General features: G+C 46.5%; 15 protein-coding genes and 1 pseudogene. 6 read left to right on the forward strand and 10 right to left on the reverse strand.

From position 1 onward, the window contains the following. Positions 1–102: 102 nt before the first annotated feature. On the reverse strand, positions 103–1,317 hold the full coding sequence (locus tag QUB35_RS26115) for a transposase (protein ID WP_333144572.1): 1,215 nt from the start codon (positions 1,315–1,317) through the stop codon (positions 103–105). 549 nt (positions 1,318–1,866) lie between these two features. Between QUB35_RS26115 and QUB35_RS26120 the strand changes: the two genes are divergently transcribed. Then, positions 1,867–3,114 carry a hypothetical protein gene (locus QUB35_RS26120; RefSeq protein WP_333144573.1) on the forward strand — a complete coding sequence of 416 codons (1,248 nt, stop codon included), beginning with the start codon at positions 1,867–1,869 and terminating at the stop codon, positions 3,112–3,114. Positions 3,115–3,172: 58 nt separating this feature from the next. Here QUB35_RS26120 and QUB35_RS26125 read toward each other — a convergent pair whose 3' ends face one another. The 5 genes from QUB35_RS26125 to QUB35_RS26145 form a co-directional block, all read right to left on the reverse strand. Further along, positions 3,173–4,285, reverse strand: a complete 1,113-nt coding sequence (locus QUB35_RS26125) for a DNA cytosine methyltransferase (RefSeq protein ID WP_333144574.1) — start codon at positions 4,283–4,285, stop codon at positions 3,173–3,175. A gap of 8 nt (positions 4,286–4,293) precedes the next feature. Next, complete coding sequence (locus QUB35_RS26130) at positions 4,294–5,019, reverse strand: MAE_28990/MAE_18760 family HEPN-like nuclease (protein WP_333144575.1); 726 nt, start codon at positions 5,017–5,019, stop codon at positions 4,294–4,296. A 2-nt stretch (positions 5,020–5,021) separates the two neighbouring features. Beyond that, positions 5,022–6,092 carry a DUF262 domain-containing protein gene (locus tag QUB35_RS26135; RefSeq protein WP_333144576.1) on the reverse strand — a complete coding sequence of 357 codons (1,071 nt, stop codon included), beginning with the start codon at positions 6,090–6,092 and terminating at the stop codon, positions 5,022–5,024. Between the two features lie 61 nt (positions 6,093–6,153). Beyond that, complete coding sequence (locus tag QUB35_RS26140; RefSeq protein ID WP_333036886.1) at positions 6,154–7,329, reverse strand: homocysteine biosynthesis protein; 1,176 nt, start codon at positions 7,327–7,329, stop codon at positions 6,154–6,156. A gap of 76 nt (positions 7,330–7,405) precedes the next feature. Then, on the reverse strand, positions 7,406–7,552 hold the full coding sequence (locus QUB35_RS26145) for a hypothetical protein (protein WP_333144577.1): 147 nt from the start codon (positions 7,550–7,552) through the stop codon (positions 7,406–7,408). An 84-nt stretch (positions 7,553–7,636) separates the two neighbouring features. On the opposite strand from QUB35_RS26145, the pseudogene QUB35_RS26150 reads away from it, so the two are divergent. Further along, a pseudogene (locus QUB35_RS26150) lies at positions 7,637–8,170 on the forward strand (Uma2 family endonuclease); the annotation flags it as partial. Positions 8,171–8,524: 354 nt separating this feature from the next. On the opposite strand, the gene QUB35_RS26155 reads toward QUB35_RS26150, so the two are convergent. From QUB35_RS26155 to QUB35_RS26165, 3 genes are all read right to left on the reverse strand, one after another. Next, complete coding sequence (locus tag QUB35_RS26155; protein WP_333144578.1) at positions 8,525–9,697, reverse strand: AI-2E family transporter; 1,173 nt, start codon at positions 9,695–9,697, stop codon at positions 8,525–8,527. A gap of 180 nt (positions 9,698–9,877) precedes the next feature. After that, positions 9,878–10,495, reverse strand: a complete 618-nt coding sequence (locus tag QUB35_RS26160) for a Uma2 family endonuclease (protein WP_333144579.1) — start codon at positions 10,493–10,495, stop codon at positions 9,878–9,880. Between the two features lie 108 nt (positions 10,496–10,603). Continuing rightward, a complete protein-coding gene (locus QUB35_RS26165) occupies positions 10,604–10,792 on the reverse strand; it encodes a hypothetical protein (protein ID WP_332984302.1) in 189 nt (62 codons plus the stop codon). 144 nt (positions 10,793–10,936) lie between these two features. On the opposite strand from QUB35_RS26165, the gene QUB35_RS26170 reads away from it, so the two are divergent. Further along, positions 10,937–11,515, forward strand: coding sequence for a Uma2 family endonuclease (locus tag QUB35_RS26170; RefSeq protein WP_333144580.1), 579 nt, complete (start codon positions 10,937–10,939; stop codon positions 11,513–11,515). Between the two features lie 35 nt (positions 11,516–11,550). Here the strand turns inward: QUB35_RS26170 and QUB35_RS26175 are convergent, their stop codons facing one another. Continuing rightward, complete coding sequence (locus QUB35_RS26175) at positions 11,551–11,736, reverse strand: hypothetical protein (RefSeq protein ID WP_333144581.1); 186 nt, start codon at positions 11,734–11,736, stop codon at positions 11,551–11,553. Between the two features lie 325 nt (positions 11,737–12,061). On the opposite strand from QUB35_RS26175, the gene QUB35_RS26180 reads away from it, so the two are divergent. From QUB35_RS26180 to QUB35_RS26190, 3 genes are all read left to right on the forward strand, one after another. Beyond that, positions 12,062–12,667: a Uma2 family endonuclease gene (locus tag QUB35_RS26180; RefSeq protein ID WP_333144582.1), complete on the forward strand. Its 606-nt coding sequence runs from the start codon at positions 12,062–12,064 to the stop codon at positions 12,665–12,667. A 235-nt stretch (positions 12,668–12,902) separates the two neighbouring features. Continuing rightward, on the forward strand, positions 12,903–13,487 hold the full coding sequence (locus tag QUB35_RS26185) for a Uma2 family endonuclease (protein ID WP_333144583.1): 585 nt from the start codon (positions 12,903–12,905) through the stop codon (positions 13,485–13,487). Between the two features lie 106 nt (positions 13,488–13,593). Then, complete coding sequence (locus QUB35_RS26190; protein WP_333144584.1) at positions 13,594–14,913, forward strand: class I SAM-dependent methyltransferase; 1,320 nt, start codon at positions 13,594–13,596, stop codon at positions 14,911–14,913. Positions 14,914–15,001 lie beyond the last annotated feature (88 nt).

Here is a 15,001-nt window from a genome sequence, read left to right on the forward strand (position 1 = left end):
CGTAAATGTTTTTAACTTCAAAGTCCGAACGGACAAAGCAGCCTTTTACTTGCAGCTAATATGTTGACACTCCCCACGCATACAATGCGGGGGATTCTTCTCTCACAGGCTCGACTCTAGACCGATATTACTATCGATCCCCGATAGAACGCCTCCAGAAGCAGTTTTACTCACGGGCTGCCCGACCGCAAGGATACCTCTGTCTCTAATTACTTGTGCTGCTGCTGTATCGCGATGAGTGGTGTACCCGCAGGACTGACAACTATGGATTCTGACATCCAAGGTTTTCTTACCAGTATGGGTTCCACATTGGGGGCAAATTTGACTCGTATAGTTTTTATCAACACGAGCAAAATACACCCCGCGCTTCCAACACACATGAGACAGAATCGAGAAGAATTGACCATAGGCTGCATCGAGAGTATGTTGACCGAACATCCCCTTTGCCCAAGCCTTAAAATTGATATCCTCAACGAATATCATTCCTGCTTGGTCACATAACCGATGAGCTAATTTATAGTGCCAATCCTTTCTGGTATCACTGATTTTTTGATGAATTCTAGCAATCTTTTTCTGGAGATTAAGCCAATTATTAGACCCTTTTCTTTGATGCTTTAATCTTCGTTGCAGTGATTTCAACTCGCGGTGAAGTGCCTGAAAAAATCTCGGTCTGTTGACTAATTCTCCATCTGAAGTTGCGAGGTATTTGTCAAGCCCAATATCTACCCCTAATGGATGTCCTGACGGTGGGCGAGCGGGCAGGTTGACTGCTAACTGGTAGGTCAGCATGACAAAATATCCTGATGCCCTTTTAACTACTCTAATTTGCTTGAGTATAAAACCCTCTGGTGTGGGTCTAGACATTTTCATCCTTACCCACCCAATAGACGGCAGGTTAACCTTTCCATTCTCCACTGCTGCATCCTTAACAGCCGGGAAAACAAACGATCGCATCCGTTTTTTGAAGCGAGGAAACCCATGCCCTCTCTCCCACATTGCCACAAATGCCGACTCTAAAACCTTTAAAGTTTGCTGCAATACTTGCGAATGAGGGGTCTTTAATTCGGGACAATGCTTCTTAGCTTCTGCCAAACCTTTGCACTGACTAGCATAGGTTGGTCTCGGAGTATCCGGTGAGATAATATACTCACCAATTATCGAACAAGCATTAACAGAAGACTTACGAGAATTCACCCAATCTTTCCGTTCTCGCAAGGCATAGTTATAAACCTGACGACAAACAGACAACCAAATCTCAAATATTTGAACTTGAGATTTGGTCGGACGTAGTTTGTACTCGTGAGTTACTGTTAGCATGATATAATCATATCATGCTTTTAGAAATCAACCAGGATTTTTCTAAGACTGTAGGCGGCCGCATCCGCTGCCGAATTCATCCCCACGCCTGAAGTCGGGGGCTTTCCTCTCGTTTTCCGGTAACAGACCCACAACTCCATGCTAGCTAAACAATTTTGGACACTCAGACCCGCAGCCCCAAGGACTGCGGTGTCTGTCCAATTTAGTCTGGTCTAGCTAAAAATTACCAAAAATATGGCGGATCAGGCCGTTAGGTAATTGGATTAAGTAAAATAGGCAAGCTGAATATCCTAAATGCTATTAGCCAGCAACTCCAGCTCAGCGCGATCGGCGATCGAGCGGTCAGCAACTCCCAAAGTCCTTGCTCGCAAGGATTTTAGCAGCCAGCGAACCGATCGGCACTCGTAGCGTTGAAAGTTGGCGTTGACGGGTCACAACCTGACCTCCGGGCGCAAGCCCGCCTGTCAGGTGCTAGTAGTTTTTAAAGCAGTTTCTTCAGTTTATTCCTAATTTCCCTTAAGGGATGTGTCTCCGCTGCAAGGAGTTTTTATGAACCCCTCTCCCAACCGGTCTTCCAAATCGTCCAAATCTACTTCAAATCGCAAGGCTCAGCCGAGCGAACAGGCCGTCAATCCGCCTAATGATCCAGATTCCATTCCTGAGACACCAGACGAAAGTTCGGTGCCTTCGGCGTTGGCTGCACCTGTTGACCAAAATCAACCGGCAACGCCAACCGACGCCCCAGCGTCCAAGGATAAGCTGCAACGACCACGCTACAGTTCTGCCCTCGACAAGGACAAAACAAAGCCACAAGACCAGCCCAGCAATGCTCCTGCCCCCCCGGCGCCAGCAGCGTCTTCGACACCTGTCAGCGATACTCCAGCCCTAGCAGTCGCACCGCCCACAAACGCCGAGCCTGCCGCTAATGAAAGTCAGGCCGCTGAGGACATACCCTCAGTCATGCGCCAACATCCCATTCCCCCCCCCAGCGAACCCAGACAGTACCGAGCTGTTGGTTTGGTGCGGGGCCGCTACACGCCATCAGAAGAGCAATTCACCCGGGGTATGCTGATAGCTGCCGACGGAACTGCCATCGACGCAGTTTTGCTGGGTAGAGTTATGAGTTTAGTCAAAAATCACCTGGAGCTGGAACAAGAACACCTGTGGGTGGTCTATCCCCGCACCAGGCAAGAAGACGGCAACTTGCACGCCCAGATTATGGGGGTTTGGGAGCCGGAAACGCTCAAGAAACCTCCCGAACCTTCCTCTGATGAGGAAAGTCAGGAAGCAGCGGAGATTGAGGCTAGCGGCGAAGCATCGACCGCATCTTTGCCTCCCTCGGAACCTGATGTTGAAGATGGCTATTTTTCGATTAGAGGTGAGGTGATTTATCAATCCCAAGACGAAGAAAAGTATGTCATCGTCAAAATCAAGCAAGCTCCCCGCAAGAATGACGACAAGATGAAGTTTTTTAAGTTGAAACTCAAGGGAGATTTAGCTACAAAGGCGATCGGGTTTTTTTGGGATTTCCACGTCAAATTGAAAGCTGAGAGTCTGATGATTGAGCAGGCTAATAATATTGGTGCCCTGCCGATTAAAAAGCGGAAATTCCCCCCTGGCAGCAAGCCACCCGGTGGCTTCAAAAAAGGAGGGAAGCGTCCGTTTACTCCTAGACCCAGCGGTGACGGTGCTCCTGTAGGGCGTCCTACCATCAAATCCGCAGCAGCAGCACCACCGCCTGTCCCCAAGGAACCTCTTCCTAAGCCGGTTAAGAAGCCTAAGCCGATCGAGCAATAAAAAATAGTGAAAGTAAAAATGCAAGATTAAAGGTTAAAAAACTTTTAATCTTGCATTTTTAGTTGAGCTGCTTATTGTACTTCTGTACATGAGCGAGTAGGCTCTGCGCTACCACCTCGCCAATTTGAACAGGAACAGCGTTTCCGATTAAACGACCCAGTTTGCTGAAACAGACACGCTCGCCAGGAGCTAGGAAGCGGTAGTTTTCGGGAAAAGTCTGAAGGATAGCGGCCTCTCTCAGAGAAATTGCACGATCCTGTTCCGGATGTCCGAACCGACCATTTCCGTAGCCGAAGCATTGAGTTGTGATCGTTGGAGCCGGGGCGTCCCACTTCATACGACCATACACGCTAGCATAAGTTTGTCCGGATTTCTTACGATGACATGGTGCCAGCAGTGAATCATCCCAGTCATGCCATGTGCCTCCGGGTTTTGAGGCTCTGATTCGGCGGAGGTTCAGGTCACTTAGTGAGGATGCGGTATGAAGTGCGTCATTTGGATCGGAGCATCCGGCTGCTAAGGCGGGTAGATGGGAAATCGCCTCACGCACAGTTGTGCACGATCGTCTAGAAAAGATTGGAGGTACTAATTCTACTGGCCCGAATCGGGACGCTAGCAGCACAAGCCGTTTACGAGTCTGTGGAACTCCATATTGAACACAATCTACAATACTGCAACTGGTCGCATAGCCTTCGAGGTTCTTCAAAAAATCCTTGAAAACTTCATGCTCTAAAAGCTGTGGCACATTCTCCATCGTTACGAAGTCGGGTTGAGTCTCCCGTACCAACCGACCGAAGTCGGATACGAGAACCCACTTAGTGTCCTGGCGTTCCTGGCGCCCCTTACGGCTGTAAGTCGAGAATGGTTGGCAGGGCGCGCAGCCTGCCAGCAAACGCAATGTCCTATTGCCAAAAATATCTGCAAGTTGGGAACCAGATAGCGAGCTGACATCCTGCTGGACGAAAAGGGCGTCGTTGTTGCTCTGGTATGGGAAGCGACATTGTGGATCGATGTCGATGCCCGCAACAACCTGAATACCTCCTCGGATCAGTCCATGCGTAAGACCGCCCAAACCGCAAAACAGATCGATGCAGCTAATGGCTGTACTTCTGCGATCGATCTGAGGCTCTTTGCCATTGTGAGCGCCGACCATAGTCTCATCTGGATTCATGCCTTGGCTCATGTAGGTCGGTTCTCCGGCATTAGGAACTCATGTGCATCGATCGATAACTTGAAGCAATTTACAACCTCTCTCAGATACAATGCTGTTCGTTCAGTGAGGTCACGAAGCTGGCTAACAGTAATATTATTGCCACTCTCTGCAAATGATAGATTACCGTGTGCTAGTTTGTTCCGAAAACTTTTGATCAGGGAAAGTGCGCCTTGGTCATCCCGAAATGGTTGTTTGACAGCACGATTAGCCTGACGACTTATATTTAAGGACAATCCTAGACGTTTACTAAGTTTGTAAATCTCCTCATCATCCCAATTTCCACCTCCACCTTTTTCAACTTCAAAAGTTGATATGGGAAGTGCTTGCACTAGGTGTTCGCAGAGGTTCAATGCAGATTCCAGGCGATTCTCGTAGTTGAGATCATTATGGGTACGTGCGGTGCATCGCACCCACTCGCGGCGCAACTCAATGGACAACTCATTGGGCAGCGATCTGTTATTAACCACTGCCTTAGATACGGCATCTACGCACCGAGTAATAGTTGACTCGACAAGATTGTAGAGCTGTAAGTAAACACTCGAATAGAGGATTTTCTGCTGTTGCGGAGTGATCGTAGCTTCCCCGATTTGTGGAGGTCCTCCCTGCACTTGTTCCTGTATAGACTCAAGCAGGTCAAGGTAAGTTTCAATTTCCTGTAAACGCTCTTCAAAAGCTTGGCTCAAATCCTCCATCCTCAATCTCCAAGTAAACGATCGCGAACGAAATGTATACGAGCCCTGAGTCTGCCTATTGCGTTCGCACCGTCGGCGCCAGTCACTTTTGTAAAGTCCTTGCTGTTCAACCATTCTTCAACTTTGAGCGATTGGTTAGCTATCTCAGGCCGTTGCTGAAGTGCTAGATAGCTTCCAATGGCTATAGCTTCAAAACGCGATCGGGGTGTCGCCTTACCTTTAGGTGTTTTGCTGAAGCCCGACGGGAAGTTGCGCGATACAAAGTCTATCATGTCCATGAAGCGTTGCCGGTAGGACTCAATTTCTGCTGGGTTCTGTTTAAAGCGATCGTTCATCTTCTTCGTGTAGGTGAAAAGAAATGGCGACACTCTGTCTTTATATGCTTCTAGCCCATCACCGTAGGCGAAGAATCGTGTAACGAGCTCTTCTCTCTCGCGCTCCAATAACAGTTTCTTGGATAGCGGCGCAAGTTTGACAAAGGTGGGCTCTTTGGCGAGTGAAATCACAAGATCCAGGAAAGCACCTCCTAACGCACCTCGACGCACCTCAGCCTTGTTCGCGACCTTGCTTCCTGTGTTAATTCGATCAAAAAGATCAAATCGTGCTTGCTCATCGGCGTGTTCATTGAGCACGATCCCCCTAATGGAACGGTTCTTGATTTTTAGTTGCCGAGATTCGGGGAGATCTTTGAATCGAAATCCGGTCAGTAGCGATAGTTCTTCCAAGTCACCTAGGGGAAAGTCACCAAGAACGAACTCCTGAATTGTTCTAAGGCGCTGTGAACCATCAACAATTTCAAGCTTACCTGTTGACGGGCTTTCCCAAAAGAAGAGGAAAGGGATCGGAAGTCCCATCAATACTGACTCAATGAACCGGGATTTGCGCTCTGGTTCCCATGTGAACTCGCGCTGGTAGGCCGGAATCTCAAAATCTCCTTTCTGCATCTTTTGGGCCAGAAGCTCAATGGAATATTCCGTCAGATAGAACTCAATTCTCTTTGTGTGTTCAAAAATCTGTTTCTCAGCAGCCGCAACTTCCTCATCAGTGAACTTAGACTGGTTTTCGTCGATCATCTTTGAATATCCTCTCGTGGTTCATTCAATTTATAATCCGTGACTTTAGTCTAGGAACTGTCTATTCAAGCCTCACTTGAGCGCCCCACAAATCTTGGGGGAGAAATACTCTGTCGGTGGGTAGGGGAGCAACTGGGGCCGTGAGGGTAAATTGACCCGCTTCAATTTGCTGCTTCAATTCCAATGCTACTTGCCGGGACAGAAACATACTCGCAAGGGGGGCGGCCCGCACAGGTTTGCCCTCTATCAGGATGCGGCCAGTCTTTAATTGAGCGTAACTAACTAAACCGAAGGTTGGACGAACGCGCCGGGGGATAGAGAAATCTACCACCGGCGCTACTATTTTTTTGTCTGATACTGCACAGTGGGCGACGACTGTTTCGTTTAAGACGGGAAAGGGGATGCCGACTCCCAGCATCAGGGATGGGCCGTAGTTTTTGAAGTAGCAGCCGCGTACCCATTTCGAGTTCATCTGTTTGGCGTCGCCGATGAGTGCGAGGGTGGCAGCGGGGCCGATGGGGGTGCGGTTGGGCTGGCGTTTTTGCAGCGGGAAGTGCTGGGTTCCTTCCCATGTGATGTAACCCTGAGCGCCTCCTAGGAAGATGCGGGTGCCGATGCCGATGATTTCGAGGTCGGGGTCGTTGAGCAGGGGAGACATGGCTCCAAGGTTCGAGTAGACGGCGTTGCCGAGGTTTGGTTGCAGGGGGCCGAGGTAGGTGAACAGCGGGCGATCGCCCCCGTTGACGCCAACAATAAAGTTTTGATATGCGTTGCGGGGATTGAATAAATAAAACTGGTTGATTGTATCGCGGGTAATCGTGGTTTCAAAGGAGGCGCGGGGGTAGCAGTCTGTTACTTGCCCCAGAGCCCGCAACTGCACGGGTTTGCCGGCTATTAAGTCTTCGATGACGTGGCCGCCGCCCCGTTCGCGGGATTCTTCGCCGTCTTCGGCTACTTGGGTGGCTCCCAGGTACAGGTCTACTGCCCCGAAGCCGGAGTAGGCTAAAACGCCGTCTAGCCAGCACTGGCGGATTTTTATCGGGGGGTCGGTATGGCCGAGGTTGATGATTGCACCGGAGGATTCCATCGGCTCGAAGGTGCCGGTGGTAATCACATCGACTTCTTTGGCTGCTTGGGTAATGCTGGTTTCTTGAACTCTTGTTTTGAGTTCTTCGATCGTCCAGACTGTGGCTTTGCCCTGGCTGATTTTATCGTTGATTTCGTCGATCGATCTCATATATTTTAGATTTTAGATTTTGGATTTTAGATTTTGAATTGATTGATTTTGGAGTGGTTTTGATTTTGGATGGATTTTAGATTGATGGATTGTCGATCGAGCTGGTTGTTTGAGATAAAAGCAATATATTATAACTGAGATGTTGCACCATTCTCAATAAGCCTTTTATGAACAGGCAAGATGCCTGTTCCACAAGAAAATTCACTCTTTGTGGAACAGGCATCTTGCCTGTTCTTGATAATGAGGCAAGATGTAAATTCTAACGGATACAATAACAATATCATAAATCAAATAAAGGGCGATCGCCATGACTCAAGCGATATTAAAACCTGTCACCTTCGATGAATTTATTGACTGGTATCCTGAAAATTAGGTAAACCGTTACGAACTGCACAATGGAACTATTGTTGAGATGCCTAAAGCAACCGGAGAACCTTCAGAAGTAGCCGGCTTCCTGTGCCTGAAGCTAGGGATTGAAATCGAGAGGCTAGGGTTGCCCTACTTCGTTCCCAAAGAATGCGTTGTCCAGGCTGATAATGAGCTATCTGGTTACGAACCGGATGCGATCGTTTTAGACAGGCAAGGGACGGACAGCGAACCGAGATGGAAAAAGGAATCTATCATTACAATGGGTAGTTCTGTCCGGCTAATTGTCGAAGTTGTCAGTACCAATTGGCGGGATGATTATGGCTACAAATTGGTGAATTACGAAGCTTTGGGCATTTCTGAATACTGGATTGCGGACTATTTGGGACTTGGCGGGCGACGCTATATTGGCAATCCTAAACAACCTACTTTTTCAGTTTACCAGTTGGTTGACGGTGAGTATCAAGTCAGTCAATCGATTTTAGATTTTAGATTTTAGATTTTAGAGGCGACCCCACGGATAAATGCGGGGGTTTGAGGATTTTCGATTTTAGATTTTGGATTGATTCCACGGATAAATCCGGGGGCTTGTACCCTCAAGAAATTCTTGGTCTGTTTCGGGGGAGTGATAGGGTTGTGTCACCCACATTGGGGCAGTTTAATTTGACGGTTAAACAGATTTTTAGCGCCGGCAGAGATGCGGTATAAAATGCGAGGCTTGAAGATAGTTATTTAAGGGCATTCATACCATAATTTTCCTAAACTTGTAGTGAATACTTCTGGCCTATAACTGGGAATGAATAAGAACTGAAGTCCTTACAAACCTTAACTATTGATTTTCAGGAGCGTCCTTTTCTACACGATCTGGGATGTCGGGTTTGTGTTCTGGCGACTTTTCGGATCGGCTTTCGGCGACTTCTATAGATTCATATTCTTCATGGATAGCAGAATCGATTGCTGCTAAGGTTTTAGGGCTGGCACTCCACTGGTTTAGAATATCTTTAATTAGGGCTTCCCTAATCCAAACTTGAGCTACAACGGTGAGGGGGAGAGCTAGCAATAAGCCTAAAAATCCAAAGAATGTGGCGAAGAATACTTGAGCTATTAATGTTACTGCTGGCAGCAGTGATACTTGCTGTGCCATGACGTAGGGGGTGAGGAGGTTGCTTTCAAATTGTTGAATTAGAAAGTAAAGAATCAGCACAAAACCGGATTTTAAGGGAGAGTCTAAAAGTGCGATCGTCATTGGGGCAATGACGCTCAAACCAGGCCCGATATTGGGTATTAGGTTCAGCAAGCCGGCTAATACAGCGTGAGCTAGAGCTAGGGGAACCTGCAATATTGACAAACCAATTAAACTCAGAAAAGTGATAACACTCATGCTAATTAAAGCACCGATTACCCATCGACCGAGAGCTATTTCGCATTCATCTAAGATGCCATCGACTCGTCGCCGATAGAAAGAGGGAAATAGTTGGATGAATGCTTTGCGGTAAGAGAGAGGTTCTGCTAATGTCATCAATGTCAAAACTATGACGAGCAAAAAGCTGAGAATAACGCCTAATGTGTTACCGACAAAGGCTCCTGCACCGCCGACGAGTTGGTTAAATAGGGGTTGCAGTTGTTGGATAATATCGTTAATATCAAGATTCGGCAGTCGCTGACCTATTTGTCCTGAAAAGCGAGCCTCAAATTGATCTATCCACTGATTTAATCTTTCTATTCCTTGAGGTGCTCTTTGGGTAAGTTGTTGAAACTGTTGGGTAAAGGGCGGTACAATTATCAGGAATAAGCCTACGAATACGAGGATTAGGAAGCTAACTGATAAGAGTACGGCGATCGATCTTTTGAGTCCGAATTTTTGTAAATACCGTGCTAGCCTGTTTAAGGCGGTGGCTAAGACGACGGCGGCAAACAGCAGCAGTAGGGCCTGCCTGATTTGCCACAGGATGTAACAAGATGTGATGAGGGCTAATAAGCCCATCCACTGTCCTAGCTTCATTAGATTTTAGATATTAGATTTTAGATTTTAGATTGAGGAATAGGGTATGGGGCATTACTGGTTGCTAATTGCTCTGCACCCCTGAAGCGATGAATCGCCTTTATATCAAGATACAGCAGATGCGCGCGATCGCATCTTTAATCAGATACCCCTACTCGGACATTAGCATAAGCAGCCTCCTCAATTCCCTTTGGCGAACACCTGCTGCGCTGTCAGCTTCAATTCTGGGAAAGTTGGGGACTCAATACCCTCGCATCCTCTGAACAGTTTGACTTGGTATTCCCCGTCAATTAGTTGGTAAACCGAAAAAGTGGGTTGTTTGGGGTTGCCAATAAACCGTCTGCCGCCCAATCCTAGATAGTCTATAATCCAATATTCCTGAATACCCATTGACTCATATGCCTCAAGCTTTAGGGCATAATCATCACCCCAATTAGTGCTAGTTACCTCGACGATTAGGGGGACTGATGAACCCATTGTGATAATTGATGATTTTTCCCATCGCGGCTCGTTTGCAATGGTTTGTTCGTTAAGTACAATGATATCTGGTTCATATCCCGATTCCTCGCGCATCGGTTTGATGACGGATTCTTTGGGGATGAAGTAGGGCAAATTGAGACGCTCAATTTCAATTCCGACTTTCAGTGCGGTAAAACCTGCCACTTTAGAATGTTTACCTGTTGGTTTTGGCATTTCAACAATTTCTCCATTGTGTAGTTCGTAGTGGTGTTCTGAATTTTCAGGATACCAGTCAATGAATTCATCGAATGTTACTAATTCAGGTATAATTTGAATCATGGTGAGTGCCTTAAGTTGGGTTGTGTTTGATAGCTGTACGGGGAATTAAGATTTTGGTAAAAACACAGTCTTTAGACCTAGTGTAGAGCGCACTTTTTGATGGCGTCTCTACTGCTGCTGTTGGCGCGATCGCCAGCCGAGGATAGCAGCTAGGATGATACTGGGCGTAAAGACGGCGATTAGGGCGTTGAGGTCGGTAGAAGGGATGGATAAGCTAGGCCCTGCGTACTTGATGGCCAGGGAAAGGGCGGCGGATAGGGTGAATACTTTGAGGATGGGGCTGATGTTGGTGTTCATGGACGTGGTAGTTGGTTGTATAATTAGGCATTGAGATTATTATCGCAAGTATTGTGTTGCGGCTGCGATCGCGCCTTAGAGTTTTTAACAGGAAAGAGGCGATGAATGTTGTTTTAAACCCAGAACTTGATTGAGGTTCGCATGATGACACAGACACTTTTACAGCCACTAGACCAACGGTTCATTCACTCCGGGATTAGCTGGCAACAGTTCAAGCTAATTGAACAGGGGTTTTCTGAGTCCCCTGGCATCAGGTTGTTTTATTACAGAGGAGAGGTAGAAATCTTGGCAGTTTCGGAAGACCACGAAGCGATTAGTCGCACCCTCACTATTCTTTTGGCTCTTTACTTTGACATCAAAAATATTGAATTTAAACCTACAGGAAGCCGGACTCTAGAAATAGAAGGCGAAGCTTCAGCACAAGCTGACGAATCATATCTTATTGGTAGGTCAACTGGAACTCCTCCCGACTTATCTGTAGAGGTTATCTTCACTAGCGGTACTGTCAAAAAATTGCAGCGCTATCGAGTATTGGGAGTTGCTGAAGTCTGGTTTTGGGAGGATGGTGTATTGGCTATGTATCGCTTGGGTTCTGAGGGTTATGAAAAAATTTCTTCAAGTGTTGTTTTGCCAGATTTAGATATTAATTTACTGTGTCGCTGCTTGCTGATGGCTTCGAGTGTGGAAGCGATGAGGGAGTTTAGGAGGGGAATTTCTGGTTAGGGCGATCGCAGTTATTTTCCTATGCTTAACTGGATTTAAGTGTGTTGGCGCGATCGCCAGCCGAGGATAGCAGCTAAGATGATACTGGGGGTAAAGACGGCGATTAGGGCGTTGATGTCCGTAGAGGGTATGGATAAGCTAGGCCCTGCATACTTGATGGCGAGGGAAAGGGCGGCGGATAGGGTGAATACTTTGAGGATGGGGCTGATGTTGGTGTTCATGGAGGTGGTAGTTGGTTGTATAATTAGGCATTGAGACTATTATCGCAAGTTTGTGCTAAGCCCGGAAGTAATAGAAGATTAGCAGAGGGGCAGGATTGAGAGCAAAGTACCAAACCTTTGTTTTTTTGCCAGATAGTCGATTTTAACTGACATCTTGCAGCAATATCAATAAGAGGATTTTTCGTGGGGTCGGGCGGGTTTATAGAACCTATTTGCAAGATTTAAGGCTGTTGGCGAACCCGCCCCTACGGCTAATTGAGAATGGTGCAATATCTCAGTTTTAACTAAACTTACAATTAAATTACATCCCGTTAAAACACGATCTATGACCTACACCACAGCCAAATTACTTAGCTTTGAGGAGTTTATCGCCCAATATGGGGATAATACACGCTATGAACTAATTGACGGAGAACTCAGAGACAGGTCACCTACGGGCCCTCACGAAGCTGTTGCCGGGAGTATTGCGGGTAAAATTTATGTCGAAATCTTTCGGGATAACTTCAACTGGTTGGTGCCTAAAAATTGTCTAATCAAACCACTCTATGCTGAAGCTACAGCGCTGCGTCCTGACGTAGTTGTTTTAGATAAATCAGAACTCGGTCAAGAACCCCTTTGGCAAAAAGAACCAGTTATTTGTAACGGTAGTACAATGAAGCTTGTTGCTGAAGTGGTCAGCACTAATTGGCAAGATGATTATGCCAGAAAAGTGGAAGAATACGCTTTCTTGAATATCCCAGAATATTGGATTGTGGACTTTCGGGGCTTAGGTGGTTGGCAATTTATCGGCAACCCAAAGCAACCGACTTTCACAGTCTGCCAGTTAGTTAATGGTGCATACCAGCAGCAACAATATCGCTTGGGAGATACTATTTCTTCTTACCTGTTTCCCAATTTACAACTGAGACTCGACGACATTATGCCGACTTGAAAGTCTGGTAAGCTGTCGTCGCGAACTTAAATTGTATATTCGGGCGTTGCTCAAAGCCACCCAACAAGAGTGGGATTGTTTTTTGACATATAATAATTTAAATGCAGAACAGCTTATCGAGCGATCGCACCTTGGGCAAAAAAGGCAATCTAAACTTATCACAGAAATAACGTTAACAGTATTTAATGCTTTATGAATGTTGTTTGAAACCCAGAACTTGATTGAGGTTCGCATGATGACACAGACACTCTTACAGCCAGTAGACCAACGGTTCATTCAGTCCGGGATTAGCTGGGAACAGTTCAAGCTAATTGAACAGGGGTTTTCTGACTCCCCAGGGACGAGGTTGTTTTATTACAAAGGAGAGGTAGAAATATTGGCAGTTTCCCCAGAACACGAATTTTTTAGTCGGACAATTTGTACGCTGCTGTCTATCTACTGCGCCGAAAATGAAATTGAGTTTTCACCTACGGGAAGTTTTACCCAAGAAAAGGAAGGGGTAGTGTCTGCACAAGCTGATGAATCTTACTTTATTGTCCGACGCATAACCCCAAATTCTCCCCCAGATTTATGTATCGAAGTTATCTTCACTAGCGGTAATGTCAAAAAATTGCAGCGCTATCGAGTATTGGGAGTTGCTGAAGTCTGGTTTTGGGAGGATGGTGTATTGGCTATGTATCGCTTGGGTTCTGAGGGTTATGAAAAAATTTATTCAAGTGTGGTTTTGCCAGATCTAGATATTAACTTGCTGTGTCGCTGCTTGCTGATGGCTTCGAGTGTGGAAGCGATGAGGGAGTTTAGGAGGGGAATTTCTGGTTAGGGCGGGGGTTTCAGACTATTATGGCAAGTATGTGTTGCGGCCCGGCGGGCGATCGGCGATTTTCTGAGATACTAAGGTAATTTGCCAGCGTTGAGTGTAATTGAACATGGATCACCAAAATTTAGAGTTAATAGAAAACATTCGCCAGCAATTTGACAATACTCCTTATCCCAGAACCCCGCTGGAAGAATCTCCAAAAGACAAGAGTGAATTGCTCTACCTTCATAATCTTGTAACTGCTTACTACTTCAGAAATAGAAAAATTATCAATACCGAAGGTAAAGTTATCCTAGATGCGGGATGCGGCACCGGTTATAAATCCTTGGTTTTAGCTATAGCCAATCCGGGAGCGAAAATAGTAGGCATCGATTTATCAGAACAATCGGTGAAACTAGCTGAGCAACGTTTACAGTATCATGGGGTTGCTAATGCAGAGTTTTATGCTTTGAAGATAGAAGAGTTACCAAGTTTAGGGTTACAGTTTGACTATATCAATGCTGACGACGTTCTGTATCTCTTGCCCGACCCTGTTGCTGGATTGCAAGCGATGAAATCAGTTATGGCGACCGATGGCATCATCCGCACAAACCTTCACAGCTCAAATGGTAGAGCCGAAGTATTTCGCGCTCAAGCTGCTTTTAAAGCAATGGGATTAATGAATGGATGTCCAGGAGAATTGGAGATAGAAATAGTCCGGGAAACAATGGAAGCCTTGAGAGATGAAATAGGGATCAAGGCGGCAGGGTGGAATGCCGATTTCGCACAGGATGAGGGATGGATTATGGTTAACTATTTATTCGTGGGTGATAAAGGTTGTACCATTCCTGAAGTGTTTGCTATGTTGAGAGGTGCTGATTTAGAGTTTATCAGTATGGTGGCCTGGCGCCGCTGGGAGTTGATGGATTTGTTCAAAGATCCAGATGATTTGCCTCCGTTTTTGGCGATGAGTCTGCCAGAAGCTTCTCTGGAAGAGCGGCTGCATTTATTTGACTTGTTACATCCCCTGCACCGTTTGTTTGATTTCTGGTGCGGCAATCCCGCGAGAACTCAGGCTTTTGTGCCAGTTGCGGAATGGACGGAAGCTCAATGGCGGGAAGCACGGGTACACCTGCACCCTCAACTGAGGACTTCCCAGATTAGGGAAGACTTGAGTAATTGCATTGACAGCCAGACGCCGTTTGAGATTAGCCGTTATATTATTGTGCCAACTCTAGCGCCGGTGGCGATCGAGAGTACAATGGCTGCTTGTTTGCTACCTCTTTGGGATGGGCCACAGTCTGTGGTGTCCCTAGTAGAACAGTGGCTCCAAATCCGCTCGCCGATCGGTGTTAACCTAGAGTCTGTTAGTGATGAGACTGCCTTTGAGGAAGTCAAGGAACTGTTGATTAGGCTGGAAGTCTTTCTGTATGTGCTTTTGGAGCATTAGAGCCAGTAGTTGAAAAAAAAAATAGTTTGGGGTGATATTAAAGTGCGGATAACTGGGTAAGTTACATATAAGAGTTAGAAATCAAGCA

Source organism: Microcoleus sp. B13-B6 (genome assembly GCF_036705405.1).
Classification (GTDB): Bacteria; Cyanobacteriota; Cyanobacteriia; order Cyanobacteriales; family Microcoleaceae; genus Microcoleus.

Bases quoted from the DNA above. Each gene is read 5' to 3' on its own strand.
- QUB35_RS26190 (WP_333144584.1), top strand. From the start codon at position 13,594: ATGGATCACCAAAATTTAGAGTTAATAGAAAACATTCGCCAGCAATTT.
- QUB35_RS26115 (WP_333144572.1), bottom strand. From the start codon at position 1,317: ATGCTAACAGTAACTCACGAGTACAAACTACGTCCGACCAAATCTCAA.
- QUB35_RS26160 (WP_333144579.1), bottom strand. From the start codon at position 10,495: ATGATTCAAATTATACCTGAATTAGTAACATTCGATGAATTCATTGAC.
- QUB35_RS26165 (WP_332984302.1), bottom strand. From the start codon at position 10,792: ATGAACACCAACATCAGCCCCATCCTCAAAGTATTCACCCTATCCGCC.
- QUB35_RS26135 (WP_333144576.1), bottom strand. From the start codon at position 6,092: ATGATCGACGAAAACCAGTCTAAGTTCACTGATGAGGAAGTTGCGGCT.
- QUB35_RS26180 (WP_333144582.1), top strand. From the start codon at position 12,062: ATGACCTACACCACAGCCAAATTACTTAGCTTTGAGGAGTTTATCGCC.
- QUB35_RS26125 (WP_333144574.1), bottom strand. From the start codon at position 4,285: ATGAATCCAGATGAGACTATGGTCGGCGCTCACAATGGCAAAGAGCCT.
- QUB35_RS26175 (WP_333144581.1), bottom strand. From the start codon at position 11,736: ATGAACACCAACATCAGCCCCATCCTCAAAGTATTCACCCTATCCGCC.
- QUB35_RS26170 (WP_333144580.1), top strand. From the start codon at position 10,937: ATGACACAGACACTTTTACAGCCACTAGACCAACGGTTCATTCACTCC.
- QUB35_RS26140 (WP_333036886.1), bottom strand. From the start codon at position 7,329: ATGAGATCGATCGACGAAATCAACGATAAAATCAGCCAGGGCAAAGCC.
- QUB35_RS26145 (WP_333144577.1), bottom strand. From the start codon at position 7,552: ATGCCTGTTCCACAAAGAGTGAATTTTCTTGTGGAACAGGCATCTTGC.
- QUB35_RS26185 (WP_333144583.1), top strand. From the start codon at position 12,903: ATGACACAGACACTCTTACAGCCAGTAGACCAACGGTTCATTCAGTCC.
- QUB35_RS26155 (WP_333144578.1), bottom strand. From the start codon at position 9,697: ATGAAGCTAGGACAGTGGATGGGCTTATTAGCCCTCATCACATCTTGT.
- QUB35_RS26120 (WP_333144573.1), top strand. From the start codon at position 1,867: ATGAACCCCTCTCCCAACCGGTCTTCCAAATCGTCCAAATCTACTTCA.
- QUB35_RS26130 (WP_333144575.1), bottom strand. From the start codon at position 5,019: ATGGAGGATTTGAGCCAAGCTTTTGAAGAGCGTTTACAGGAAATTGAA.